19 protein-coding genes and 1 tRNA gene are annotated in these 20591 nt (G+C 73.1%); 11 read left to right on the top strand and 9 right to left on the bottom strand.

Annotated elements, in window-relative coordinates; translation table 11 throughout:
• Both IG88_RS0129470 and IG88_RS0129475 read left to right on the top strand, forming a co-directional pair.
• Positions 1-1114, top strand: a 1114-nt coding sequence (locus tag IG88_RS0129470) for an NADase-type glycan-binding domain-containing protein (RefSeq protein ID WP_234332352.1), incomplete at its 5' end; no start/stop codon positions are given.
• Between the two features lie 103 nt (positions 1115-1217).
• Positions 1218-2843, top strand: coding sequence for an alpha/beta hydrolase (locus tag IG88_RS0129475; RefSeq protein ID WP_031047739.1), 1626 nt, complete (start codon positions 1218-1220; stop codon positions 2841-2843).
• A 56-nt stretch (positions 2844-2899) separates the two neighbouring features.
• Here the strand turns inward: IG88_RS0129475 and IG88_RS0129480 are convergent.
• Positions 2900-2976, bottom strand: a tRNA-Thr gene (locus tag IG88_RS0129480).
• Positions 2977-3195: 219 nt separating this feature from the next.
• On the opposite strand from IG88_RS0129480, the gene msiK reads away from it, so the two are divergent.
• The 3 genes from msiK to IG88_RS0129495 all read left to right on the top strand — a co-directional run bounded on the left by msiK (position 3196) and on the right by IG88_RS0129495 (position 5879).
• A complete protein-coding gene (gene msiK, locus IG88_RS0129485; RefSeq protein WP_031047742.1) occupies positions 3196-4332 on the top strand; it encodes a diacetylchitobiose ABC transporter ATP-binding protein MsiK in 1137 nt (378 codons plus the stop codon).
• 222 nt (positions 4333-4554) lie between these two features.
• Entirely contained in the window at positions 4555-5010 is a 456-nt protein-coding gene (locus IG88_RS0129490) for a hypothetical protein (RefSeq protein WP_031047745.1), read from the top strand.
• A 131-nt stretch (positions 5011-5141) separates the two neighbouring features.
• Complete coding sequence (locus IG88_RS0129495) at positions 5142-5879, top strand: nucleotidyltransferase family protein (protein WP_031047747.1); 738 nt, start codon at positions 5142-5144, stop codon at positions 5877-5879.
• 123 nt (positions 5880-6002) lie between these two features.
• Here the strand turns inward: IG88_RS0129495 and IG88_RS0129500 are convergent, their stop codons facing one another.
• The 6 genes from IG88_RS0129500 to IG88_RS0129525 all read right to left on the bottom strand — a co-directional run bounded on the left by IG88_RS0129500 (position 6003) and on the right by IG88_RS0129525 (position 12975).
• Positions 6003-7715 (bottom strand): DoxX family membrane protein, encoded by a 1713-nt coding sequence (locus IG88_RS0129500; protein ID WP_063760653.1) that lies wholly within the window; start codon positions 7713-7715, stop codon positions 6003-6005.
• Positions 7716-7832: 117 nt separating this feature from the next.
• The gene (rlmB, locus tag IG88_RS0129505) at positions 7833-8774 is read right to left on the bottom strand and encodes a 23S rRNA (guanosine(2251)-2'-O)-methyltransferase RlmB (RefSeq protein WP_031047750.1); all 942 of its coding nucleotides are present in this window, start codon (positions 8772-8774) and stop codon (positions 7833-7835) included.
• A gap of 131 nt (positions 8775-8905) precedes the next feature.
• Positions 8906-10306, bottom strand: coding sequence for a cysteine--tRNA ligase (gene cysS, locus IG88_RS0129510; RefSeq protein WP_031047753.1), 1401 nt, complete (start codon positions 10304-10306; stop codon positions 8906-8908).
• A 576-nt stretch (positions 10307-10882) separates the two neighbouring features.
• Positions 10883-11386, bottom strand: coding sequence for a 2-C-methyl-D-erythritol 2,4-cyclodiphosphate synthase (gene ispF, locus IG88_RS0129515; protein WP_031047755.1), 504 nt, complete (start codon positions 11384-11386; stop codon positions 10883-10885).
• Positions 11376-12176: a 2-C-methyl-D-erythritol 4-phosphate cytidylyltransferase gene (ispD, locus tag IG88_RS0129520; protein WP_031047757.1), complete on the bottom strand. Its 801-nt coding sequence runs from the start codon at positions 12174-12176 to the stop codon at positions 11376-11378. Before ispD ends, ispF begins: the two co-directional genes overlap by 11 nt.
• A gap of 316 nt (positions 12177-12492) precedes the next feature.
• Complete coding sequence (locus tag IG88_RS0129525) at positions 12493-12975, bottom strand: CarD family transcriptional regulator (protein ID WP_003953493.1); 483 nt, start codon at positions 12973-12975, stop codon at positions 12493-12495.
• Positions 12976-13687: 712 nt separating this feature from the next.
• On the opposite strand from IG88_RS0129525, the gene IG88_RS0129530 reads away from it, so the two are divergent.
• On the top strand, positions 13688-14410 hold the full coding sequence (locus IG88_RS0129530; protein ID WP_031047761.1) for a hypothetical protein: 723 nt from the start codon (positions 13688-13690) through the stop codon (positions 14408-14410).
• A 120-nt stretch (positions 14411-14530) separates the two neighbouring features.
• Here the strand turns inward: IG88_RS0129530 and IG88_RS0129535 are convergent, their stop codons facing one another.
• Both IG88_RS0129535 and IG88_RS0129540 read right to left on the bottom strand, forming a co-directional pair.
• Positions 14531-15211 (bottom strand): response regulator transcription factor, encoded by a 681-nt coding sequence (locus IG88_RS0129535; RefSeq protein WP_003974745.1) that lies wholly within the window; start codon positions 15209-15211, stop codon positions 14531-14533.
• Entirely contained in the window at positions 15208-16491 is a 1284-nt protein-coding gene (locus IG88_RS0129540; protein ID WP_031047764.1) for a sensor histidine kinase, read from the bottom strand. The genes IG88_RS0129535 and IG88_RS0129540 overlap by 4 nt, the downstream gene beginning before the upstream one ends.
• 214 nt (positions 16492-16705) lie before the next feature.
• Between IG88_RS0129540 and phoU the strand changes: the two genes are divergently transcribed.
• The 5 genes from phoU to IG88_RS0129565 all read left to right on the top strand — a co-directional run bounded on the left by phoU (position 16706) and on the right by IG88_RS0129565 (position 20561).
• Positions 16706-17395: a phosphate signaling complex protein PhoU gene (gene phoU, locus IG88_RS0129545; RefSeq protein WP_031047766.1), complete on the top strand. Its 690-nt coding sequence runs from the start codon at positions 16706-16708 to the stop codon at positions 17393-17395.
• Positions 17396-17516: 121 nt separating this feature from the next.
• Positions 17517-17672, top strand: coding sequence for a hypothetical protein (locus IG88_RS43880; protein ID WP_199807517.1), 156 nt, complete (start codon positions 17517-17519; stop codon positions 17670-17672).
• 178 nt (positions 17673-17850) lie between these two features.
• The gene (locus tag IG88_RS0129555; RefSeq protein WP_078861646.1) at positions 17851-18255 is read left to right on the top strand and encodes an SCO4225 family membrane protein; all 405 of its coding nucleotides are present in this window, start codon (positions 17851-17853) and stop codon (positions 18253-18255) included.
• A gap of 49 nt (positions 18256-18304) precedes the next feature.
• Positions 18305-19597 carry a lanthionine synthetase LanC family protein gene (locus tag IG88_RS0129560; protein WP_031047774.1) on the top strand — a complete coding sequence of 431 codons (1293 nt, stop codon included), beginning with the start codon at positions 18305-18307 and terminating at the stop codon, positions 19595-19597.
• A 94-nt stretch (positions 19598-19691) separates the two neighbouring features.
• Positions 19692-20561 (top strand): AraC family transcriptional regulator, encoded by an 870-nt coding sequence (locus IG88_RS0129565; protein ID WP_031047776.1) that lies wholly within the window; start codon positions 19692-19694, stop codon positions 20559-20561.
• Positions 20562-20591: the final 30 nt, after the last annotated feature.

The following is a 20591-nucleotide window of genomic DNA, read 5'->3' on the forward strand; positions in this document are numbered from 1 at the left end:
CCCCCACACGGCGGGCACCCCGGACGCCCCGGACACCGACGACGGCAACACGGCGGACCGGGCCCACCCGCCCGCCACCGGCACCGGCTCCGGCTCCGGCACCGGCACCGGCACCGGCTCCGGCTCCGGCACCCGCGAGCCCGCCACCGACGAGACGGCCCCCACCACCCCGGTGCCCGCCGCCGCGGCCCCGGGCGCCCTCACCGACACCATGTCCGACCGCGCCCGCTCCCTCCTCGTCCCCGTCGCCGACCCCGAGGCCCCGGCCCCCGCGCCCCAGGCCGTCGCCCCCGTCCTGCCCGGCCGCCCCGACGCCGACCGCCCCCAGGTCCGCGCCCCCGGCCACCAGCCCGACATCGCCAACGGCCCGCCCTGCCCCTGGTGCTCCACCCCCAACCGCCCCGACCGCCACTACTGCGCCCGCTGCGCCATGCCCCTCGCCGCGAGCAACGACCAGGACCCCGGGCGCGCCCCCTGGTGGCGCCGCCTGTTCGGCGGACGACGCCGGGAAACCCCCTGGGCCGGCGACCGCCCCCGCCTGCGCCGCGTCTTCGACCGCATCGGCACCTGGATCACCGTCGCCGTCGTCGGCTCCCTCGCCGTCCTCGGCTTCGTCTACGTCCCCGACGGCATCGACAACACCCGCGACCACTTCGCCAAGCGCGCCCCCGTCTCCCCCGACGGCATCACGGCCTCGCACTCCTTCCCCGGCCACAAGCCCGAGCTCCTCATCGACAAGCTCAGCAACACCTGGTGGGGCCCCGGCATCTCGGAGTCCGGCCAGGGCGAATGGGTCGAGGCCACCTTCACCGAGCCGACCCGCCTGCTGGACGTGATCATCACCCCCGGCGTCTCCTCCCGGGCCAACAAGCTCCAGGAATCGGCCCTGCCCCACCGCATCAAGGCGACCATCACCATGAAGGACGGCTCGATCAAGACCCGCGACCTCACCCTCGACCAGGGCGCCGGCGGCCAGCGACGCCCCTTCCGCGTCGGCGAGGTCACCAAGGTCCGCTTCACCATCGAATCCGCCCACGCCGCCTCCGCCAACAAGCAGGTCGCCATCGCCGAGATCGAGTTCTTCGGCCCCTCCAGCGCCAACCGCTCCTCCTGACCCCGCCGGGGCCCCGCCACCCGCCACGCACCACAACCGGCGGGGCCCACCCGAACGGACGCCACGCCATGCGTCCCCCGCCCGGCCGCCAGAGGCTGAGGCCATGCCCACAGCACGAGCGATATCCACCGCCGTCCTGCTGTCCACGGCCACCCTGCTCGCCTCGTCCCTGACGGCGTGCGCGCCGACGGACCAGGAACGCGACCGGCGACACGGCACCGGCGGCACCACCACCGACGCACAGGCCCTCACCAGCCTCCGCAGCCAGTCCCCCGACTGGAAACCCTGCCCCGCCCCCTCCCCCGCCCAGGGCGGCGGCAAGGCCCCCACCGCGCTCCCCGACGGCACCCGGTGGCAATGCGCCACCCTGCGCACGCCGTTGGACTGGAAGAAGCCCTCCGGCGACACCATCGACCTCGCCCTGATCCGAGCCCGCTCCAGCGGCACCCCCGACGACCGGATCGGCTCCCTCCTCTTCAACTTCGGCGGCCCCGGCGGCTCCGGCGTCGCCACCCTCCCCGGCCTCGCCGCCGACTACGAAAAGCTCCGCACCCGCTACGACCTCGTCAGCTTCGACCCCCGCGGCGTCGGCAACAGCGCCCCCGTCCGCTGCCTCGACGCCGCCCTCCCCGACGAGGACGACATCGACCACACCCCCGACGACGGCACCGCCGAGGCCAACGCCCTCGTCCGGTTCAACCGCGCGACGGCCGTCGCCTGCCAGAAGAACTCCGGCGACGTCCTCCCCCACGTCGGCACCACCCAGACCGCCCAGGACCTCGACCTCCTCCGCCAAGTCCTCGGCGACGCCCGCCTCCACTACCTCGGCATCTCCTACGGCACCGAACTCGGCGGCGTCTACGCCCACTTGTTCCCCGACCACGTCGGCCGCGCCGTACTCGACGGCGTCGTCGACCCCACCCACGACACCCTCCAGGAAGCCCTCGCCCAGGCCCGCGGCTTCCAGCTCGCCTTCGAACACTTCGCCACCTGGTGCGCCCAGCAGGGCTGCGCACTCGGCGCCGACGCCGACGCCGTCGTGAAACTCACCGCCGCCCTCGAGAAGACCCTCGACGACACCCCGCTGCCCACCCCCGACGGCGGCGAACTCGACGGCGACGCCCTCATCGACGCCGTCAGCGGCGCCCTGTACCGCCAGGACTACTGGCCCGCCCTCCGCGTCGGCCTGGAAGCCGCCGCCGACGACGACGCCGACGTCCTCCACGACCTCGCGGAAGCCCTCGGCCAGCGCGGCAGGGGCGGCGGCACCTCCGGCGAGAAGAGCAACGAGGACGACGCCTTCAGGGCCATCACCTGCGACGACTCCAGCAACCGCTACACCGTCGCCGACGTGGAGTCCCGCCTGCCCGACTTCCTCGAAGCCTCCCCCCTCTTCGGCCCCGGCCTCGCCTGGTCCCTCCTCACCTGCGACGGCTGGCCCGTCCCCGGCACCGCCCCGCACCCCGAGGTCAGCGCCCCCGGCGCACCCCCGATCCTCCTCGTCGGCAACACCGGCGACCCCGCCACCCCGTACGAGGGCACGGCCCGCATGGCGGAACGCCTCGGCGGGAAGGTGGGCGTGGAGCTCACCTACCAGGGCGAGGGCCACGGCGCCTACGACAGCGGCAACACCTGCGTCCGGAACGCGGTCAACACCTACCTCCTGACCGGCGGGCTCCCCGCCCCCGGCACGGTCTGCGAGGCGACCCCGCTCCCGGAGGGCAAGTAGCGCCACCCCACGCAGAACGCCCCCGCGATCCAGGATCGCGGGGGCGTTCTCCCTGGTGGAGCCCCCTGTCGGATTCGAACCGACGACCTACGCATTACAAGTGCGTTGCTCTGGCCATCTGAGCTAAGGAGGCACGCGCGCGGCGGGCGCGCGCAGGCTGCACCACTGTACACAGAGCAGGTGAACGATGTGATGCGAGAATTCCGGCGAAGTTCACAGGCCCCCAGGTACTGACAGATCAGGTGAACGCCGGGTACCGTCACGCTCAGCTTCACCCGTGTGGACTACACCACCACCTTCCTACAACGGATCGTCCGGCACGTTCCTGCCGGTAGAAGGGGGCCCATTCACCATGGCCACTGTTACGTTCGACAAGGCGACCCGTGTGTACCCGGGTTCCACCAAGCCCGCCGTCGACGGTCTCGACATCGACATCGCGGACGGCGAGTTCCTCGTCCTGGTCGGTCCGTCCGGTTGCGGCAAGTCCACCTCGCTCCGCATGCTCGCGGGGCTCGAGGACGTGAACGGCGGCGCCATCCGCATCGGTGACCGCGACGTGACGCACCTGCCGCCGAAGGACCGGGACATCGCCATGGTGTTCCAGAACTACGCGCTGTACCCGCACATGACGGTCGCCGACAACATGGGCTTCGCGCTCAAGATCGCCGGCGTCAACAAGGCGGAGATCCGGCAGAAGGTCGAGGAGGCCGCGAAGATCCTCGACCTCACCGAGTACCTGGACCGCAAGCCGAAGGCGCTCTCCGGCGGTCAGCGCCAGCGTGTGGCGATGGGCCGCGCGATCGTGCGCGAGCCGCAGGTGTTCCTCATGGACGAGCCGCTGTCCAACCTGGACGCCAAGCTCCGCGTCTCCACCCGTACGCAGATCGCCTCGCTCCAGCGCCGTCTCGGCATCACCACCGTCTACGTCACCCACGACCAGGTCGAGGCCATGACGATGGGCGACCGCGTGGCGGTCCTCAAGGACGGTCTGCTCCAGCAGGTCGACTCCCCGCGGAACATGTACGACAAGCCCGCGAACCTCTTCGTCGCCGGCTTCATCGGCTCCCCGGCGATGAACCTGGTCGAGGTCCCGATCACCGACGGCGGCGTGAAGTTCGGCAACAGCGTCGTCCCGGTCAACCGCGACGCCCTGAAGGCCGCCGCCGACAAGGGCGACCGCACGGTCACCGTCGGCGTGCGCCCGGAGCACTTCGACGTGGTGGAGCTGAACGGCGGCGCCGCCAAGACCCTGTCGAAGGACTCGGCGGACGCCCCGGCCGGCCTGGCGGTCTCGGTGAACGTCGTGGAGGAGACCGGCGCCGACGGCTACATCTACGGCACGGTCGAGGTCGGCGGCGAGTCGAAGGACCTCGTGGTCCGCGTGAGCAGCCGCGCGGTGCCGGAGAAGGGCGCGACCGTCCACGTCGTACCGCGTCCGGGCGAGACCCACGTGTTCTCGACCTCCACGGGCGAGCGTCTCACCGACTGAGAAACCACGCGACCGGGTGATTTCACCCGCGTTGACGAAAAGAGCCCCGCGGCCTGCTGCGGGGCTCTTTTCGTTGTCGACAAATACCCCGGCACACCGGACGTTTCGACCGCTGTTCGTCAATCCCCTATCCCTTTCGCGAGAACTTCTCATCCCCCGAAAGGGTGACTAAATGTCGCCAAATCATTACCGGGCGCTACCCTCACTCGCGTGAAGCACTCCGTGAAGCACTCCGCCACCCGACAGACGCGACGCGGCCGGGGCCCCGCCCACCGGATCGGCCGCTCTCTCGCCTTCGTCCTGCCCGTCGTCCTGGTGCTCTCCGGGACTCTCGCGGTCACCCGCGTCGACTGGTCCGGGGATCCCTCGGACTCGGTGCTCGCGGCGTCGGAGGCCTCCTCGGCCAAGGCGTCCTCCGCCCGCGCCGCCCGCGCCCCGCACGAGGTGCTGCGCGACCGGCTGCTGACCGAGCTGCAGGAGGAGGACCCGGGCGTCGCGCTGACCCACCTCCAGCAGGCGGTGAACGAGCGTCCGTCGCTGGCCGACCACTGCGCGACCATCGCCCGCGCGCTGGGCCGCGCCGCGGTGAAGGTGTACGGCCCGACGCGCGCCCAGTCCTACGCCCGTCCCGTCTGCGACACCGCCTTCGCCTCGGGCGTCCTGGCCGCGCACGGCTAACGCCTGCCCGGGGCGCAGGGCCGGGACGTACGGCCGGGACGTACGGGCCGGGGCCTGCCCGGCGAGGCGGGCGCGGCGTACGTCCGGGGCTGTCCCGCTGCGGCGGGCGGGGCGCCGCGTACAGTTCGGGCATGACCGATCCGAACGCCGCGTCCCGCCGCCCCGTTCAAGCCGTCGTCCTGGCCGGCGGGCAGGGTTCCCGGCTGCGCCCCTACACCGACGACCGGCCCAAGCCGATGGTCGAGATCCCGGGCACCGGGACCCCGATCATCGGCCATCAGCTCGCCTGGCTCGCCGAGGAGGGCGTCACCGACGTCGTGGTCTCCTGCGGCCATCTCGCCGAGGTGTTGCAGAAGTGGCTGAAGAGCGCCGACCTGCCGCTCTCCGTCACCACCGTCGTGGAGACCGAACCGCTCGGCCGCGGCGGCGGCCTCCGCTACGCCGCCGCCCACCTCCCGCACCCCGACCGGCCCTGGTACGCCACCAACGGCGACATCTGGACCCGTTTCTCGCTGCGTGACATGGCCGACTTCCACGCCGAGCGGGGCGCCGTCGCGACCCTCGCCCTGGCCCGTCCGCGGCTGCCGTGGGGCGCCGTGCAGACGGACGGCTTCGGTCACATCACCGACTTCATCGAGGCGCCGCCGTCGACGTTCGAGATCAACGCGGGCGTGTACGTCTTCTCGCCGGAGTTCGCCGCGATGCTCCCGGAGCGCGGCGACCACGAGCGCACCACGTTCCCCCGGCTGGCCCGCGAACGCCGCCTGGCCGGTTTCCCGATCCCGCAGGGCTCCTACTGGCGGGCGATCGACACCGCGAAGGACCTGACGGAGGCGGCCAGGGAACTGGCGGCGCCGAGCGGCCGCTGAGGCTCCCGCCGCACGCAGGCATACGGCAGCAGCAGGGCCCCCGCACGCGACGTGCGGGGGCCCTGCTGCGTGTCCGTTTTCCGCGGGCGCGGGGACGGTCGGGGGCTGTCGAGGGGTGTCGCCTCAGCCCAGCAGGCCGCCCACCAGGCGTCCGCCCGGCTCCCCGGTGGACGACGAGCCGCCGCCGTCGCCGCCGCCGTCGGTGTTGTCGGCGGAGCCGCCCGCGCCGCCGGTCGAGGTGCCGCCGGCGGTCGGGCCCGAGGTGGTGCTCGGGGCCTGGTCGGCCGGAGAGGACTGCCGCTGGGGCGGGGCCTGGCCCGTGGTGCCCTGGGTCTGGCTCGGTGCGCCGCCGCCGGGGGCGGTGCCGCTGTCCCGGGTCGCTCCCGGAGTGGTCGCGGACTCCCGGGAGGGGGTGGCCGCGTCACCGGTGGCGCCCTGGGTGGGCGAGGCGGAGGCCTCCGCCGGGGAGGAGGTCTTCGGCTTGCCGGTGCCGGACTCCTGCGGGAGCGGCGAGCCGGGCAGTTCGTTGCGCGGGGCCTCGCCGGGCCCGGGGACGACCACGCGGTCGGCGTCCCGGACGGCACCGCCGAGGACGGAGCCGACGAGGAGGGTGACCCCGGCGACGAGGAAGGTGACGAGGGCGCCGCGGCGCAGGACGTAGCGGCGCAGGTCCCAGATGTCGGAGCGGGGACCGAGGCGCCGCCAGGCGCTGCTCGCGAGCCTGCCGTCCACGGAGTACACGGGCGCCCCGGCGATGATCAGCGGGGACCAGGCGGCGAGGTAGATGATGTCGGGCGCGTCGTAGGCCGGGACGCTCTTCCAGCTCACGGTGACGAGGAGTGCTGCGGACAGGCCCGCGCCGATGACCGCGGCCACCCGCTGCCAGCAGCCCAGGACGGTCAGGACGCCGACCAGCACCTGGAGGAAGGCGATGACGAGTCCGGCGCCCACGGGGTGGGCGAGGGCGAACTGGCGCAGCGGTTCGGCGACGTCCCAGGGGTGCAGGGTGTTGAGCCACTTGACCATGGAGCCGCGTTCGCCGCCGTCGAAGTAGACGGGGTCGCAGAGCTTGCCCATGCCGGCGTAGATGGAGATGAAGCCGAGGAAGACGCGCAGGGGCAGCAGGACGACGCCGAGGTTCATGCGGCGGCCGGGGAAGTAGGCGTGGCGCGCCGGGTCGTCGGTGCGGCGCCTGCTGCGGGGCTCGCCCTGCTCCGGGTCGTCGTGCCCGGCGTAGTCGTCGGGGCGGTGTCCGTCGTCGTGGTGGCCGTCGGGTCCGGTCCCGAAGTCCAGTGTGTCGTAGCCGGGCTCGTCGTAGGCGCTGCCGACGGTGCGCATGGCGGGCAGCAGCCGGGTGCCCTCGGGGACGGGGCCGCGCTGGGCGCCGACGAGGGGGGTCTCCAGCGTCTGGGTGGCGGGGCCGTCGTCGTAGTCGAGGGGGCCGCCGTCCAGGTCGACCCGGGGGATGACCTGGGTGGCCCCGGCGTCGGCGGTGGGGTCGTCGGCGTGGTGACCGGCTCCCGCCCGCACCGCCTGGAGCAGCCGGTGCGCGCCGGTGTCGTCCGGGTCGGAGCGCCCGCTCCACACGACGGGGCGGCGGCGGCCCGGGGCGGCGGGCACGCGGGCGGTGTTCTGGGTGGCGCTCAGGTGCCGCGCGATCCGCGGGGACTGGGTCCGCCGCGCGGAGGCACCGAACTGCACGCGGAAACTCGCGTGGTTGACGATGACCTGGGCCGGATCGCTCGGCACCTTCACCATGCTCAGCGCGGGAGCGTCGTCGTATCCCGACGAGCGGTCCCCCGTGGGTGTGCGGGGTGTTCTGGTGTCCACACTCATCTAACCGAGTGACGTGTCGTTAGGACACTGCCTTGACCGCCCCGATCTGTCCGGACCGCGTCAAGCATGTCCGGACAGCCTCGAACATCCCGTTCGAGCTATGCGGCGAACGTCCGTTCAGGAGCGTCGGCGCGCCGCCTCGTACAGCACGATCCCCGCCGCCACACCGGCGTTCAGCGACTCCGCGCCGCCCGGCATCGGGATCCGCACCCGGACGTCGCAGGTCTCGCCGACGAGCCGGGACAGGCCCTTGCCCTCGCTGCCGACGACGACGACCACGGGCCCGTCCAGGGCCTCCAGGTCGCCGAGTTCGGCCTCGCCGTCGGCGGCGAGGCCGACGACCGTGAGCCCGGCCTTCTGGTACGACTCCAGCGCCCGGGTGAGGTTGGTGGCGCGCGCCACCGGCGTGCGGGCGGCCGTGCCGGCGGACGTCTTCCACGCGCCCGCCGTCATACCGGCCGCGCGCCGCTCGGGCACGACGACGCCGTGGCCGCCGAAGGCGGAGACGGAGCGGACGACCGCACCGAGGTTGCGCGGGTCGGTCACCCCGTCGAGGGCGACGATCAGCGGGGCGGCGCCCTCGTCGCGGGCGGCGGCGACCAGGTCCTCGGGGTGCGCGTACTCGTAGGGCGGCACCTGGAGCACGAGCCCCTGGTGGTTCAGCCCGTTGGTCATCCGGTCCAGCTCGGGACGCGGGGCCTCCATGAGGTTGATCCCGCCGCGCTCGGCGGCGAGCTGGAGGGCCTCGCGCACCCGCTCGTCGTTGTCGATGAACTGCTGGACGTAGAGCGTGGAGGCGGGCACGCCCTCGCGCAGTGCCTCGACGACCGGGTTGCGGCCGACGACCAGCTCGGACGTCGACCGGCCGCCGCCGCGCCGCGCCTGCGGGCGGCCCGTGGCGCGGCGCGCCTTGGCGTTGGCGGCGCGCTGCTTGGCGTGCCCCTTGCGCATCTCGGCGGGGGGCGTGGGTCCCTTGCCCTCCAGGCCCCGGCGTCGCTTGCCGCCGCTGCCGACCTGCGCGCCCTTCTTGCCGGACATGCGGCGGTTGTTCGCGGCCATGAGTTACCTGTCTCCGCTCTCTACGGGAGTGTGCGTGGTGCTTGGCGTGGTGGTGCGTCGTATGCAGTGTGCCGCCCGGAGGGCCGGGCGGCACAATCGATCTACGGGTCCGGCTCTCGCCGCCCCGCCGGTCAGCGGGGGCCGAGGCTCCAGCGGGGTCCCTGCGGGCTGTCCTCGATGGCGAGTCCGGACCGGGCGAGCCGGTCGCGGATGGCGTCGGCGGTGGCCCAGTCCTTCCGTGCCCGCGCGGCCTCGCGCTGGTCGAGCACGAGCCGTACGAGGCTGTCGACGACGTGCCGCAGGTCCTCGCCCTGCTCCTGCTCCCCCGCCCACTGGGCGTCCAGCGGGTCCAGGCCGAGCACGCCGAGCATGGCCCGAACCTCGGCGAGGCGGGCGACGGCGGCCTCCTTGTCGTCGGCGGCCAGCGCGCTGTTGCCCTGCCGGACGGTGGTGTGCACGATCGCGAGCGCCTGCGGGACGCCGAGGTCGTCGTCCATCGCCTCGGCGAAGGCGGGCGGCACCTCGTCGGCGGGCTCGACGGCGTGGCCGGCCAGCTCCGTCACCCGCTGCGCGAAGCCCTCGATCCGCGCGTACGCCGACTCGGCCTCGCGCAGGGACTCCTCGCTGTACTCGATGGTGGAGCGGTAGTGCGGGGTGCCGAGGTAGTACCGCAGCACGACCGGCCGCCACTTCTTCACCATCTCGCCGACGAGCACGCTGTTGCCGAGCGACTTGGACATCTTCTCGCCGCTCATGGTGACCCAGGCGTTGTGCACCCAGTACCGGGCGAAGGCGTCGCCGAAGCCCTTGGCCTGGGCGATCTCGTTCTCGTGGTGGGGGAAGATCAGGTCGATCCCGCCGCCGTGGACGTCGAACTCCTCGCCCAGGTACTTGTGCGCCATGGCGGAGCACTCCAGGTGCCAGCCGGGCCGTCCCCGCCCCCACGGCGTCTCCCAGCTCGGCTCGCCGGGCTTGGCCGCCTTCCACATGGCGAAGTCGCGCGGGTCCCGCTTGCCGGTCTCGCCCTCCCCGGCGGGCTGGCGCAGCTCGTCGAGGTCCTGGTTGGACAGCGACAGGTAGCCCGGCAGGGACCGGACGTCGAAGTAGACGTTGCCGTCGGCCTCGTAGGCGTGCCCGCGCTCGATGAGGCCGCGCATCATCTCGACCATCTCGGTGATGTGGCCGGTGGCGCGCGGTTCGTACGTGGGCGGCAGGCAGCCGAGGGCGTCGTAGGCGTCGTTGAACGCCCGCTCGTTCTCGTACCCGATGGACCACCAGGGGCGGTTCTGCTCGGCCGCCTTCTTGATGATCTTGTCGTCGATGTCGGTGACGTTGCGGATGAACGTCACGTCGTAGCCGCGGTAGGCGAACCAGCGGCGCATGATGTCGAAGTTCAGCCCCGACCGGACGTGCCCGATGTGCGGGGCGGCCTGCACGGTGGCACCGCACAGGTAGATCGAGACACAGCCCGGCGTGAGGGGGGCGAAGTCACGGATCTGCCGGGCGCTGGTGTCGTACAGGCGAATAGTCACGAGTCCAGGGTAGTAGGCCCCGGACAGTGCCCAGGGCACACATACCGGTTGTTGCCGGACCGAGTCACAACCGAGCCGAAACCCCGGCGAGGCACCCCCGCACCGACCGCACCGGAACCCCGAAGGGGCACACCCTCCCGGCCGACCGAGCCGGAACCCCCGGCGAGGGCACGTTCCTGGCCGACCTCGACGGAACCCCGGAGGAGCACCCTCCCGGCCGACCGAGCCGGAACCCCGGAGGAGCGCCCTCCCGGCCGACCGAGCCGAAACCCCGAAGCGGCACCCTCCCGACCGACCGAGCCAGAACCCCGAAGCGGCGCCCTCCAACCGCCCGAGCCGAAACCACAAAGCGGCGCCCTCCCGGCCGACCGAGCCAGAACCCCGAGGGGGCGCCTCTTGGCCGACCGAGTCGGGTGGTGGGTGGGCATAGGCCGGGGTCCAGGGGCGGAGCCCCTGGCGGGGTGCGGGGCGGAGCCCTGCACGGCGGGGCAACGCGGGGTGCCGGACCACCCGCGTCTCACCCACCCCGTGCCTCACCCAACCCCCGCCTCACCGCCGTCTGACCCACCCGCCGTCCTAACCCACCCGTACGACCAACGCCGTGGCCACCGCCATCAGTCCCTCTCCCCGCCCGGGGAACCCCAGCCCGTCCGTCGTCGCCCCCGACACGGACACCGGCGCCCCCACGGCCCCGGAGAGCACCGCCTCCGCCTCCCCCCGCCGCTTCCCGATCTTCGGCCGCGCCCCCACCACCTGCACCGCGACGTTCCCGATCCGGAACCCCGCCTCCCGCACGATCCGCGCGGCCTCCGTCAGCAACGTCACCCCGGACGCCCCCGACCACTCCGGCCGCCCGGTGCCGAAGTGCTGTCCCAGGTCCCCGAGCCCCGCCGCGGAGAACAGCGCGTTGCACGCCGCGTGGGCGACGACGTCCGCGTCGGAGTGCCCGGCGAGCCCCGGCCCCTCGCCCTCCCACTTCAGCCCCGCGCACCACAGCTCGCGCCCGTCCTCGAAGGCGTGGATGTCCGTGCCGATCCCCACCTGCGGCAGCACGGGCCCCGCGTCCGTCTCAGAACCCATCGTTCAGCCTCCTGCGCGCCAGTACCGCCTCCGCGAGCACCAGGTCGAGCGGGCGCGTCACCTTGAACGCCTCCTCGTGCCCCGGCACCACCACCACCGTGAGCCCGAGCCGTTCGACCATGCTCGCGTCGTCGGTGACGTCGTCGGTCACCGTCCCGTGGGCCCGCACCAGCGTCGCGCGGTCGAACCCCTGCGGGGTCTGCACCGCCCGCAGCCGAGCCCGCTCCGGCGTCGCCACCACCGGCTCCGGCTCCCCCGGCGCCGCGGCGGGCTCGACCTGCTTGACGGTGTCGGCGAGCGGCACCGCCGGCACCACGGCGGGCGCGCCCTCCCGCACGGCGTCGATCACGGCGTCCACGGTGTCCACCGGCACCAGCGGCCGGGCGGCGTCGTGGACGAGGACGATGTCGTACTCGGGCGGCAGCGCGTCCAGGCCGAGCCGTACGGACTCCTGCCGGCTCTCGCCGCCGGGCACCACGAGGAAGTCGGTCCACTCGGGCAGCGCATGGGTGTCGAGGAGGTTCTTGACCTCGGCCGCGCCGTCGGGCGGTGCGACGACCACGACGAGGGAAACCCCCCGGGAGGCGGCCATCGCCCGGACCGCGTGGATGAGCATGGGCGTGCCGCCCAGCGCGCGCAGGGCCTTGGGGGCCCCCGGGCCGAGCCGTACGCCCCGGCCCGCGGCCGGGATCACGGCGGCGGTCCGGGCCCGCGAACGGTCCGCGGCCGGTGCCCCGGCGTGCGCCGGGGCCGGGGTTTCGGTGGGCGAGGGACGCGATTCGTCAGACATCGGTTCCTGTCAGGTTTGTGTGCTCGACCTACGTGGGTATGGCCTCACCGTGCCGGGCGCGACGCCTTGACCGGACCCTTCCGTGACCCTGGTCGAGCCAGCAGCCCGGGCCCGGCACGCCAGGAACGGGGGGAGCCTTCCCGGGACGAGCGTACGAGGATCATGGTCGTCCGCACGTCCGGATGCCGAAACAGGTATCCGGGTACGAACATGCCGCAGCGCCCGGCGACAGCAAGGATGTCATCGGGCACCGCGGCATTTCAGTGCGCTGGACCGAGTGGCCGAGGGCATGCCGCCCCGCCCCGGTCCAGTGGGCTCAGGAGGCGAGCACCTCGTCGAGCAGGGCCTCCGCCTTGTCCTCGTTGGTGTTCTCCGCGAGGGCCAGCTCGCTCACCAGGATCTGGCGGGCCTTGGCGAGCATGCGCTTCTCACCTGCGGAGAGTCCGCGCTCGCGCTCGCGCCGCCACAGGTCGCGCACGACTTCCGCGACCTTGATGACGTCGCCGGAGGCGAGCTTCTCCAGGTTTGCCTTGTAACGACGCGACCAGTTCGTGGGCTCCTCGGCGTACGGCGCGCGCAGCACCTCGAAGACCCGGTCCAGCCCGTCCTGACCGACCACATCACGCACGCCGACGAACTCCGCATTGTCCGCTGGCACACGTACCGTCAGGTCGCCCTGGGCGACCTTCAGCACCAAGTAGGTCTTGTCCACGCCTTTGATCTGGCGAGTTTCGATAGCCTCGATCAGCGCGGCCCCGTGATGGGGATAGACCACGGTGTCGCCAACCTTGAACGTCATGTGACAGGTACCCCTTCCGTGGCTATCCAGGGTAACACGGAAACGGCGTCTTCTGAATGGCGTTTTCGCAGGTCAGGGCATATCTCGGGGCTTGACAACAGCAACAGGAACGTGCTGCGCGGGGCGAGCGGAAGAAAGTATTCGCAGGTCGGAGCGGCTGTTCAGGGCGGACGAAACACGCACGTCACACACCTCCGGAGCCCGTGCCGCGCGCCCGAAGATCCCGATATGTCCGGTTCCATGCGTGCGACTTCCGCTACTCCGTTCGGTGGCCGCGGCGGGGTTCCGGACGAATCCCGAATTGATCACGAGGGTGCCCCGCCCGGCGCGCCGGTGATCAATTCCCCGGCCCGCCGGCGCATTCCTTCACCGGCATTTCGCACACCGATCCGCGACCGGTATGGCGCAGGGCCGCATAGCTGAATGTCGGACGAGTACGAGCGGCAAAACGACGTACGGAACGAACCTGAAGCGCACCCGAACCCCGTCCGGACCCCGCGCGAACCCCGTCGGAACCCCGCCCGTGCCGCGCCCCGGCAGCGCTCCGCCCCCGCCCGTGCCCTACCGCCTGCCGGGCGAAGCCGGGTGCCTTCGGGGAGGGTCGGGTGCGGCGGCCCGAGAACGGCTCGGTAGCCTAAGGCCGCTGACAGCCACTTAGGGCGGCTTTATCCGTTGCCGCCACCACGCTCGAGTCCAAGGAGTTGCCGCCGCCGTGAGCAGCAGCCTTCGACGCGGTGCCCTCGCCGCCGCCGCCATCGCGTTCTCGATCGCCTCGCTCGCCGCGTGCGGTGCCGGTCACAACGCCCAGACGCTGGAGATCAAGCCGGATCACGCTGCGACGACCGTCGGCGACATCGAGGTCCAGAACGCGGTCGTCATCACGCAGCCCGATCTGAAGTCGACCGGCCCGGCCGTGGTCGCCGTCACCCTGTTCAACAACGGCCGGTCGGACCAGACCCTGGAGTCCATCACCGTCCCCGGCGGCGGCAAGACCGCCGAGCTGAAGCCCGCCAAGGGCGAGAAGGGCGACCTGGTCGTCCCGGCCGGCGGCTCCCTGATCCTCGGCGGCAAGGACAACGCCGCCGCCGTCCTGCCCAGCAGCCGCGAGGCGATCCAGGACGGCAACGCGCAGAAGATCACCTTCACCTTCAGCAAGACCGGCGAGGTGAGCCTGCGCGCCCTGGTCGTCCCGGCCGAGAGCTACTTCTCCAAGTGGGGTCCGAGCGACGTCCCGTCGGCCCCGGGCGCGACGCCCTCCGACGACGCCTCCGGCCAGGCGTCCACCGACGCCTCGGGCGAGCCGTCCGACGGCGCCTCCTCGGGTGCCCCGTCGGCCGGCGAGTCCGACGGCGCCTCCTCCGGCGAGTCCGGCGCCCCGGCCGACGGCACCTCCCAGGAGAACGGCACCGGCACGGACGCCGAAGCCGGCCACTGAGCGCCGTACCGGCTACGCCGAAGGGCGGGACCTCTCCGTGAGGTCCCGCCCTTCGTCACGTCCGGCCCGTGGGCCGCGTACGGGCCGTAAGCCGCGTACGGGCCGCGTACGGCACGCGGCCTACGGCTCGAACTTGTACCCCAGTCCGCGCACCGTCACCAGGTACCGCGGCGCACCCGGGTCGGGTTCGATCTTGGCGCGCAGGCGCTTGACGTGGACGTCGAGGGTCTTGGTGTCCCCGACGTAGTCGGCGCCCCACACCCGGTCGATGAGCTGCATGCGGGTCAGCACGCGGCCCGCGTTGCGCAGCAGCATCTCCAGCAGGTCGAACTCCTTGAGCGGCAGGTCGACCTTGGTGCCGCCGACGGTCACCACGTGCCGGTCGACGTCCATCCGGACGGGCCCGGCCTCCAGCGCGGCCGGGGCGACCTCCTCCGGCTCGCCGCGCCGGCGCAGTACGGCACGGATGCGGGCGACCAGCTCGCGGGAGGAGAAGGGCTTGGTGACGTAGTCGTCGGCCCCTATCTCCAGCCCGACGACCTTGTCGATCTCGCTGTCCTTGGCGGTCACCATGATCACGGGGACGTTGGAGCGGCCGCGTAGCTGGCGGCAGACCTCGGTGCCCGGCAGGCCGGGCAGCATCAGGTCGAGGAGCACGAGGTCGGCGCCGTTGCGCTCGAACTCGTCGAGTCCGTCGGGGCCGGTGGTCGCGATGGCGACCTCGAAGCCCTCCTTGCGGAGCATGTACGACAGGGCGTCGGAGAAGGACTCCTCGTCCTCGACGACGAGCACACGGGTCACGGAAGGACCTCCGGGGCGGGAAACGTTTCGTACGCGGATGTATCGGGGGATTCGGGGGATGAGGACGGCCGCTCGGTCTCGTCGTCGAGCCCGGCGCGGTCGGACCGCTGCTGCGCACGGCGGTCGCGGGCGGGGCCCGCCTCCGGCAGTCGCAGGGTGAAGGTGGAGCCCTGGCCTTCGGCGCTCCACACCGTGACCTCCCCGCCGTGCGAGGCGACCACGTGCTTGACGATCGCGAGACCCAGACCGGTGCCTCCGGTGGCCCGGGAGCGGGCCGGGTCGACGCGGTAGAAGCGCTCGAAGACGCGCTCCTTGTCCTTCTCCGAGATGCCGATGCCCTGGTCGGTCACGGCGATCTCGATCAGGTCGCCGCCGGTGGCGGCGACGCGGCGGGCGGCGATGCCGACGCGGGTGCGGGCCGGCGAGTAGTTGACGGCGTTCTCGACGAGGTTGCCGAGGGCGGCGGCGAGCTGGCCGCGGTTGCCGCGCACGTGCAGGTCCGCCGTGCCTCCGGCCGCCATGGTGATCTGCTTCGTGCCGGCCGCGTGCCGGCAGCGGTCGATGGCCTCGTCGACCAGCTCGTCCACCCGCACGGGCTCGGCGTCGTCGAGGGGGTCGTCGTTCTGCACCCGGGAGAGGTCGATGAGCTCCTGCACCAGGTTGGTGAGCCGGGTCGCCTCGATCTGCATCCGCCCGGCGAACCGCTCCACGGCCTCCGGGTCGTCGGAGGCGTCCATGACGGCCTCGGACAGCAGCGAGAGCGCCCCCACCGGGGTCTTGAGCTCGTGGCTCACGTTGGCGACGAAGTCCCGCCGTACGGCCTCGATGCGGCGGGCCTCGGTGAGGTCCTCGACCAGCAGCAGCACCAGCCGGGACCCGAGGGGCGCGACGCGTGCGGAGACGGCGAGGGCCTCTCCCCGCCCGTTGCCGCGCCGCGGCAGGTCCAGCTCGACCTGCCGTATCTCCCCGTCCCGCCGGGTGTCCCTGGCCATCTGCAGCATCGGCTCGACGGCGAGCCTGCCGCCGCGGACCAGGCCGAGGGCGTACGCCGCCGAGCTGGCCTTGACCACCGCGTCGGCCTCGTCGAGGACGACGGCGGAGGAGCGCAGTACGGACAGGACGGTGTCGACGCCCGGCGGCAGCACCGGGTCCGTGTGCAGCGAGCTGCGCGTGGGGCGCTTCTGCTCCCGCTCGCTCCAGCGGAACGCCAGCACGGCGATGACACCGGTGAGCACTCCGGCGATCGCCGCCACTGCGGCGACCGCCGCGTTCACGTCCATGTCTCCAGGTTAGGCACGCCGAACGGCCGTGCCCCAGCCATCGGGGTGCGACCTCGAACACTCGTCGCCCAGAGTTCACCTTGGAGCCAGGGACGGTTCATGTGGGGTGCCGGAAACGGACGCGTACGGGACGGAACGTGGCAGCGTGGGGGCACGGCGAGGGGCACGAGGCCACTCCTCGCGCCCCTAAACGGACGTACGAGAGGGAATCCTGATGCGGGACGCGTACCACGAGGAACTTGATTCGATCGGTGACGGTCTGGTGGAGATGGCCCGGCTGGTCGGGTCGGCGATCGGACGCGCCACGACCGCGATCCTCGACTCCGACCTCAAGCTGGCCGAGGCCGTCATCGAGGCGGACCAGAAGGTCGACGACCTCCAGCACGAGCTGGAGGCGCGGGCGATAACGCTGCTGGCCCGCCAGCAGCCGGTGGCGACGGACCTGCGCATCGTCGTCACCTCGCTGCGGATGTCGGCCGACCTGGAGCGCTCGGGCGACCTGGCCCAGCACGTGGCCAAGCTGGCCCGGCTGCGCTACCCGGAGCGCGCGGTGCCGCACGACCTGCACGCGACCATCCTGGAGATGGGCCAGCTCGCGCAGCGCCTCATGGCGAAGGCCGCCGAGGTGATCATCACCAAGGACGTCGACCTGGCGCTCCAACTGGAGCAGGACGACGACGCCATGGACCTCCTGCACCGCACCCTCTTCCAGCACCTGATGGACGACCGCTGGAAGCACGGCATCGAGACGGCGGTCGACGTGACGCTGCTGGGCCGCTACTACGAGCGGTACGCCGACCACGCGGTCGCGGTCGCCAAGCGGGTGGTCTACCTGGTCACCGGCGAGCACGCGGACGACCTCCAGGCGGACATCCAGCCGGCGACGCAGGTCGAGGGGGCCTGAGCCGCGCGGGAGCGGGCCGGGGGGCGCGCGCTCGCTCCAGTGCGCCGTTGATGCGACGGCCGCCGGGGCGTGCAATGGACTCACACACCCGGGTCCATCGCACCCGCTTCCAGGAGGAACCATGGCCGATTCCCCCAGCACGAGGCCCGACCCCGCACAGGAACGCCCCACCGAGCAGCCCGCCGAGATCCGCAGCCTCCCGCTGATCGCCGCGTGCGGCTGCGGCTCGGGCTGCGGCTGCGGCTGCCAGTCGGGCAGCCCCTGCCAGTGCGGCTGACGCCGTAGCGGTACGCCGTAGCGGTACGGCGTAGCAGCACGCCGTACTCAAGTCGTACGACCACCCCTGGGTGTCGCGTCGTACGACTTGAGTACGGGTACTCAGGCCCCCGAAACCGTGCCCGTCCGACCCTGGGGACAGCAAGCCGGACGCACACGACCCCCGGGGGCCGAGACCGATGACGAAGACCACCAGCCGGACACGCATCAGCCGCATCAGCCGCATCCTCGTCGACCGGCTACGCGCCGACCGGATGCGCGCCCTGGCCCGCCTGGCCGTCGCCAACCGCGTCTCGGCGGTGTACCTGGCCCTGGTCGGCGGCGCGATGGCCCTCGCCGCGGCGGAGCCCCTCTTCGCCTCCGGCCCCGACGCCTCCCTCATCTGGGTCTGGCCGGCCCTGTTCACCTTCCCGGCCTTCGGCTTCGTGGCCTGGCTCGGCGAGGCGGGCTGGGGCGGCGACGCCCCGGCGTGGTTCTTCGTCGGCGGCATCGTGCTCTCCGCTCTGGTCCAGTCGCTGGCCCTGGGTGCCGTGTGGCAGACGCTGCGCGGTCGGCGCACGCGGCACCTGACGCCGGCCAACTGACCCCGACGCCCCCTGGGGCCGGGGCCCGCCCGGGTGCGAGAGTGGCCCCATGACGGCACCGGGAACCACGCTCGTGACGGCCGACGAGGTCGAGGACATCGCGGTGGACGGGCTGCGGTGGCTGACGGGGACGGCGCGGGAAACCCCCGGCGGCGGCCTCGCCTGGCCGACGAAGCCCTCCGACGAAGCCGTGGAGCAGATGCTCTACGACGGCACGGCGGGCATCGTCCCGGTGTTCCTGGAGGCATGGCGCCACTTCGGCGACGACGCCTACGCCGACACCGCCCTGCGCGCGGCCCGTTCCCTCGCGTCCTCGGTCGACGGCCTGGAGGACGACTCCCTGTACTTCGGCCGTACGGGACTGGCGCTGGTCCTGCGCGCCGTCCACGACGCCCTGGGCGACACGGCCTCGGGCGAGGCCGCGGACCGTGCCCTCCGCCTCGTCCGCTCCCGCTTCGACGGCACCCGCTGGGGCGAGCTGTTCGAGCTGATGGGCGGCAACGCGGGCATCGGCCTCGGCGCCCTGCCGGCCGGCGACCCCGACCTGGCCGTCCTGGCCGTGGAGCCGTACCTGCGCACGGCGGAGCGGACGCCGAACGGCGTCCACTGGCCGCACCGCACAGGCGTCGAGGCACGCCTGCACCACGTCTCGCACGGCACCCTCGGCATCGCCCTGGCCCTCGCCCGCGTCGGCGCGGCCACCGGCCGGGGCGACCTGCTCGACCTCGCGCTGTCCGCCGCGGCCGACGTCGTGTCCCGCGACTCGGCGGGCCCCGACGGCTTCCTGGCCCCGCACTCCACCCCGCAGTACCTCCCGGACCTGATCGAGCCGGTCAGCTACGGCTGGTGCCACGGCCCCGCCGGCGACGCCCAGCTCTTCCGCACCCTGCGCGACGTCACGTCCGACCCCGCCTGGACCGCCCTGGCCGACCGCTGCTGGCACACCGTCACCCACTCGGGCCTCCCCCGGCGGCTGCGCCCCGGCTTCTGGGACAACAACGGCCGCTGCTGCGGCACGGCGGGCGTCCTGGCCCTGGCCTGCGACCGGCTCGCCGAGCAGCGGGACGCGTCCGGTTTCGCCGAGCAGCGGGACACGTCCGGCTTCACCGACGTGCTGGTCGCGGACCTGGCCGCCCGCGCGACCCGGGACGCCGACGGCGCCCGCTGGTCGAACGTCGACTTCCGGTCCACCCCCGGCGACCTCGAACCGCGGACCGGCTGGGCGATGGGCACCGCGGGCATCGTCCGCGAGCTGCTCCGCCACGTCCGCCTGACCCGCGGGGGCGACCCCCGCTACGCCTTCCCGTGGCCGGACCAGCCGCCGGTGTCCGCGCCCGCCTGACCGGAACGCCCGAACCCGGCCGACCGAACCGGTCCGAGACGATCGGGTGCCGCGGGGCCACCCCCTGCCACGGTGGACGCCGAAGGGAGGCCGCATGATCCCGGCACTGAACCGGCTCGTCGACCTGGTCGAGGAGCACCTCGGCGAAGAACCCGACGTACCCGCGCTGGCCGCGGGGCTCGGCACGACCGAGTACCACCTGCGCCGGATGTTCTCGTCGCTGGCGGGCATGCCGCTGTCGGAGTACGTCCGCCGGCGCCGCATGACCGTCGCCGCCGCCGACGTCGTACGGGGCGGCGACGACCTGCTGGGCATCGCCGTCCGGTACGGATACGGCTCGACGGAGGCGTTCGGACGCGCGTTCCGGTCGGTGCACGGCGCCGCCCCGCGCGACGTGCGCCGCGAAGGCGGCCCCCTTCGGAGCCAACCGCAGCTCAGGTTCCGCCTGACCGTCGAAGGGAGCACCCCCATGGACACCCGTTTCACCGACCGCCCCGCCTTCCGCCTGATCGGCCACGCGGCCCGTGTCCCCCTCGTCCACGAGGGCGTCAACCCGCACATCCGGCAGCACATCGCCGCACTCCCCCAGGAGGCCCACGTCCGCCTGAAGTCCCTCGGCGACACGGACCCGGCCGGCCTGCTCCAGGTCTGCGACGACGTGGCCCAGGACAGCGCGGAGGGCACGGAGCTGACCTACCTCCACGGCGTGGCCGTCTCCGCGGGCACCCCCGCCCCCGACGACCTCGACGCCATCGAGGTCCCGGCGGGCACCTGGGCGGTCTTCCGCAGCTCGGGCCCCTACCCGGAATCCCTCCAGACCACCTGGGCGGCCACGGCGTCCGAGTGGTTCCCCTCCAACCCGTGGCGCCTGCGCCCCGGCCCGTCGATCGTGGCGGTCCTGGACCGCACGGCCGACTTCACGACGGCGACGACCGAACTGTGGCTGCCCGTGGAACCGGCCTGAAGGGGGGCGGCGCCCGCCCCCGGGCGGAGC

The organism is Streptomyces sp. NRRL F-5650, from assembly GCF_000721365.1.
GTDB classification, from domain to species: domain Bacteria; phylum Actinomycetota; class Actinomycetes; order Streptomycetales; family Streptomycetaceae; genus Streptomyces; species Streptomyces ardesiacus.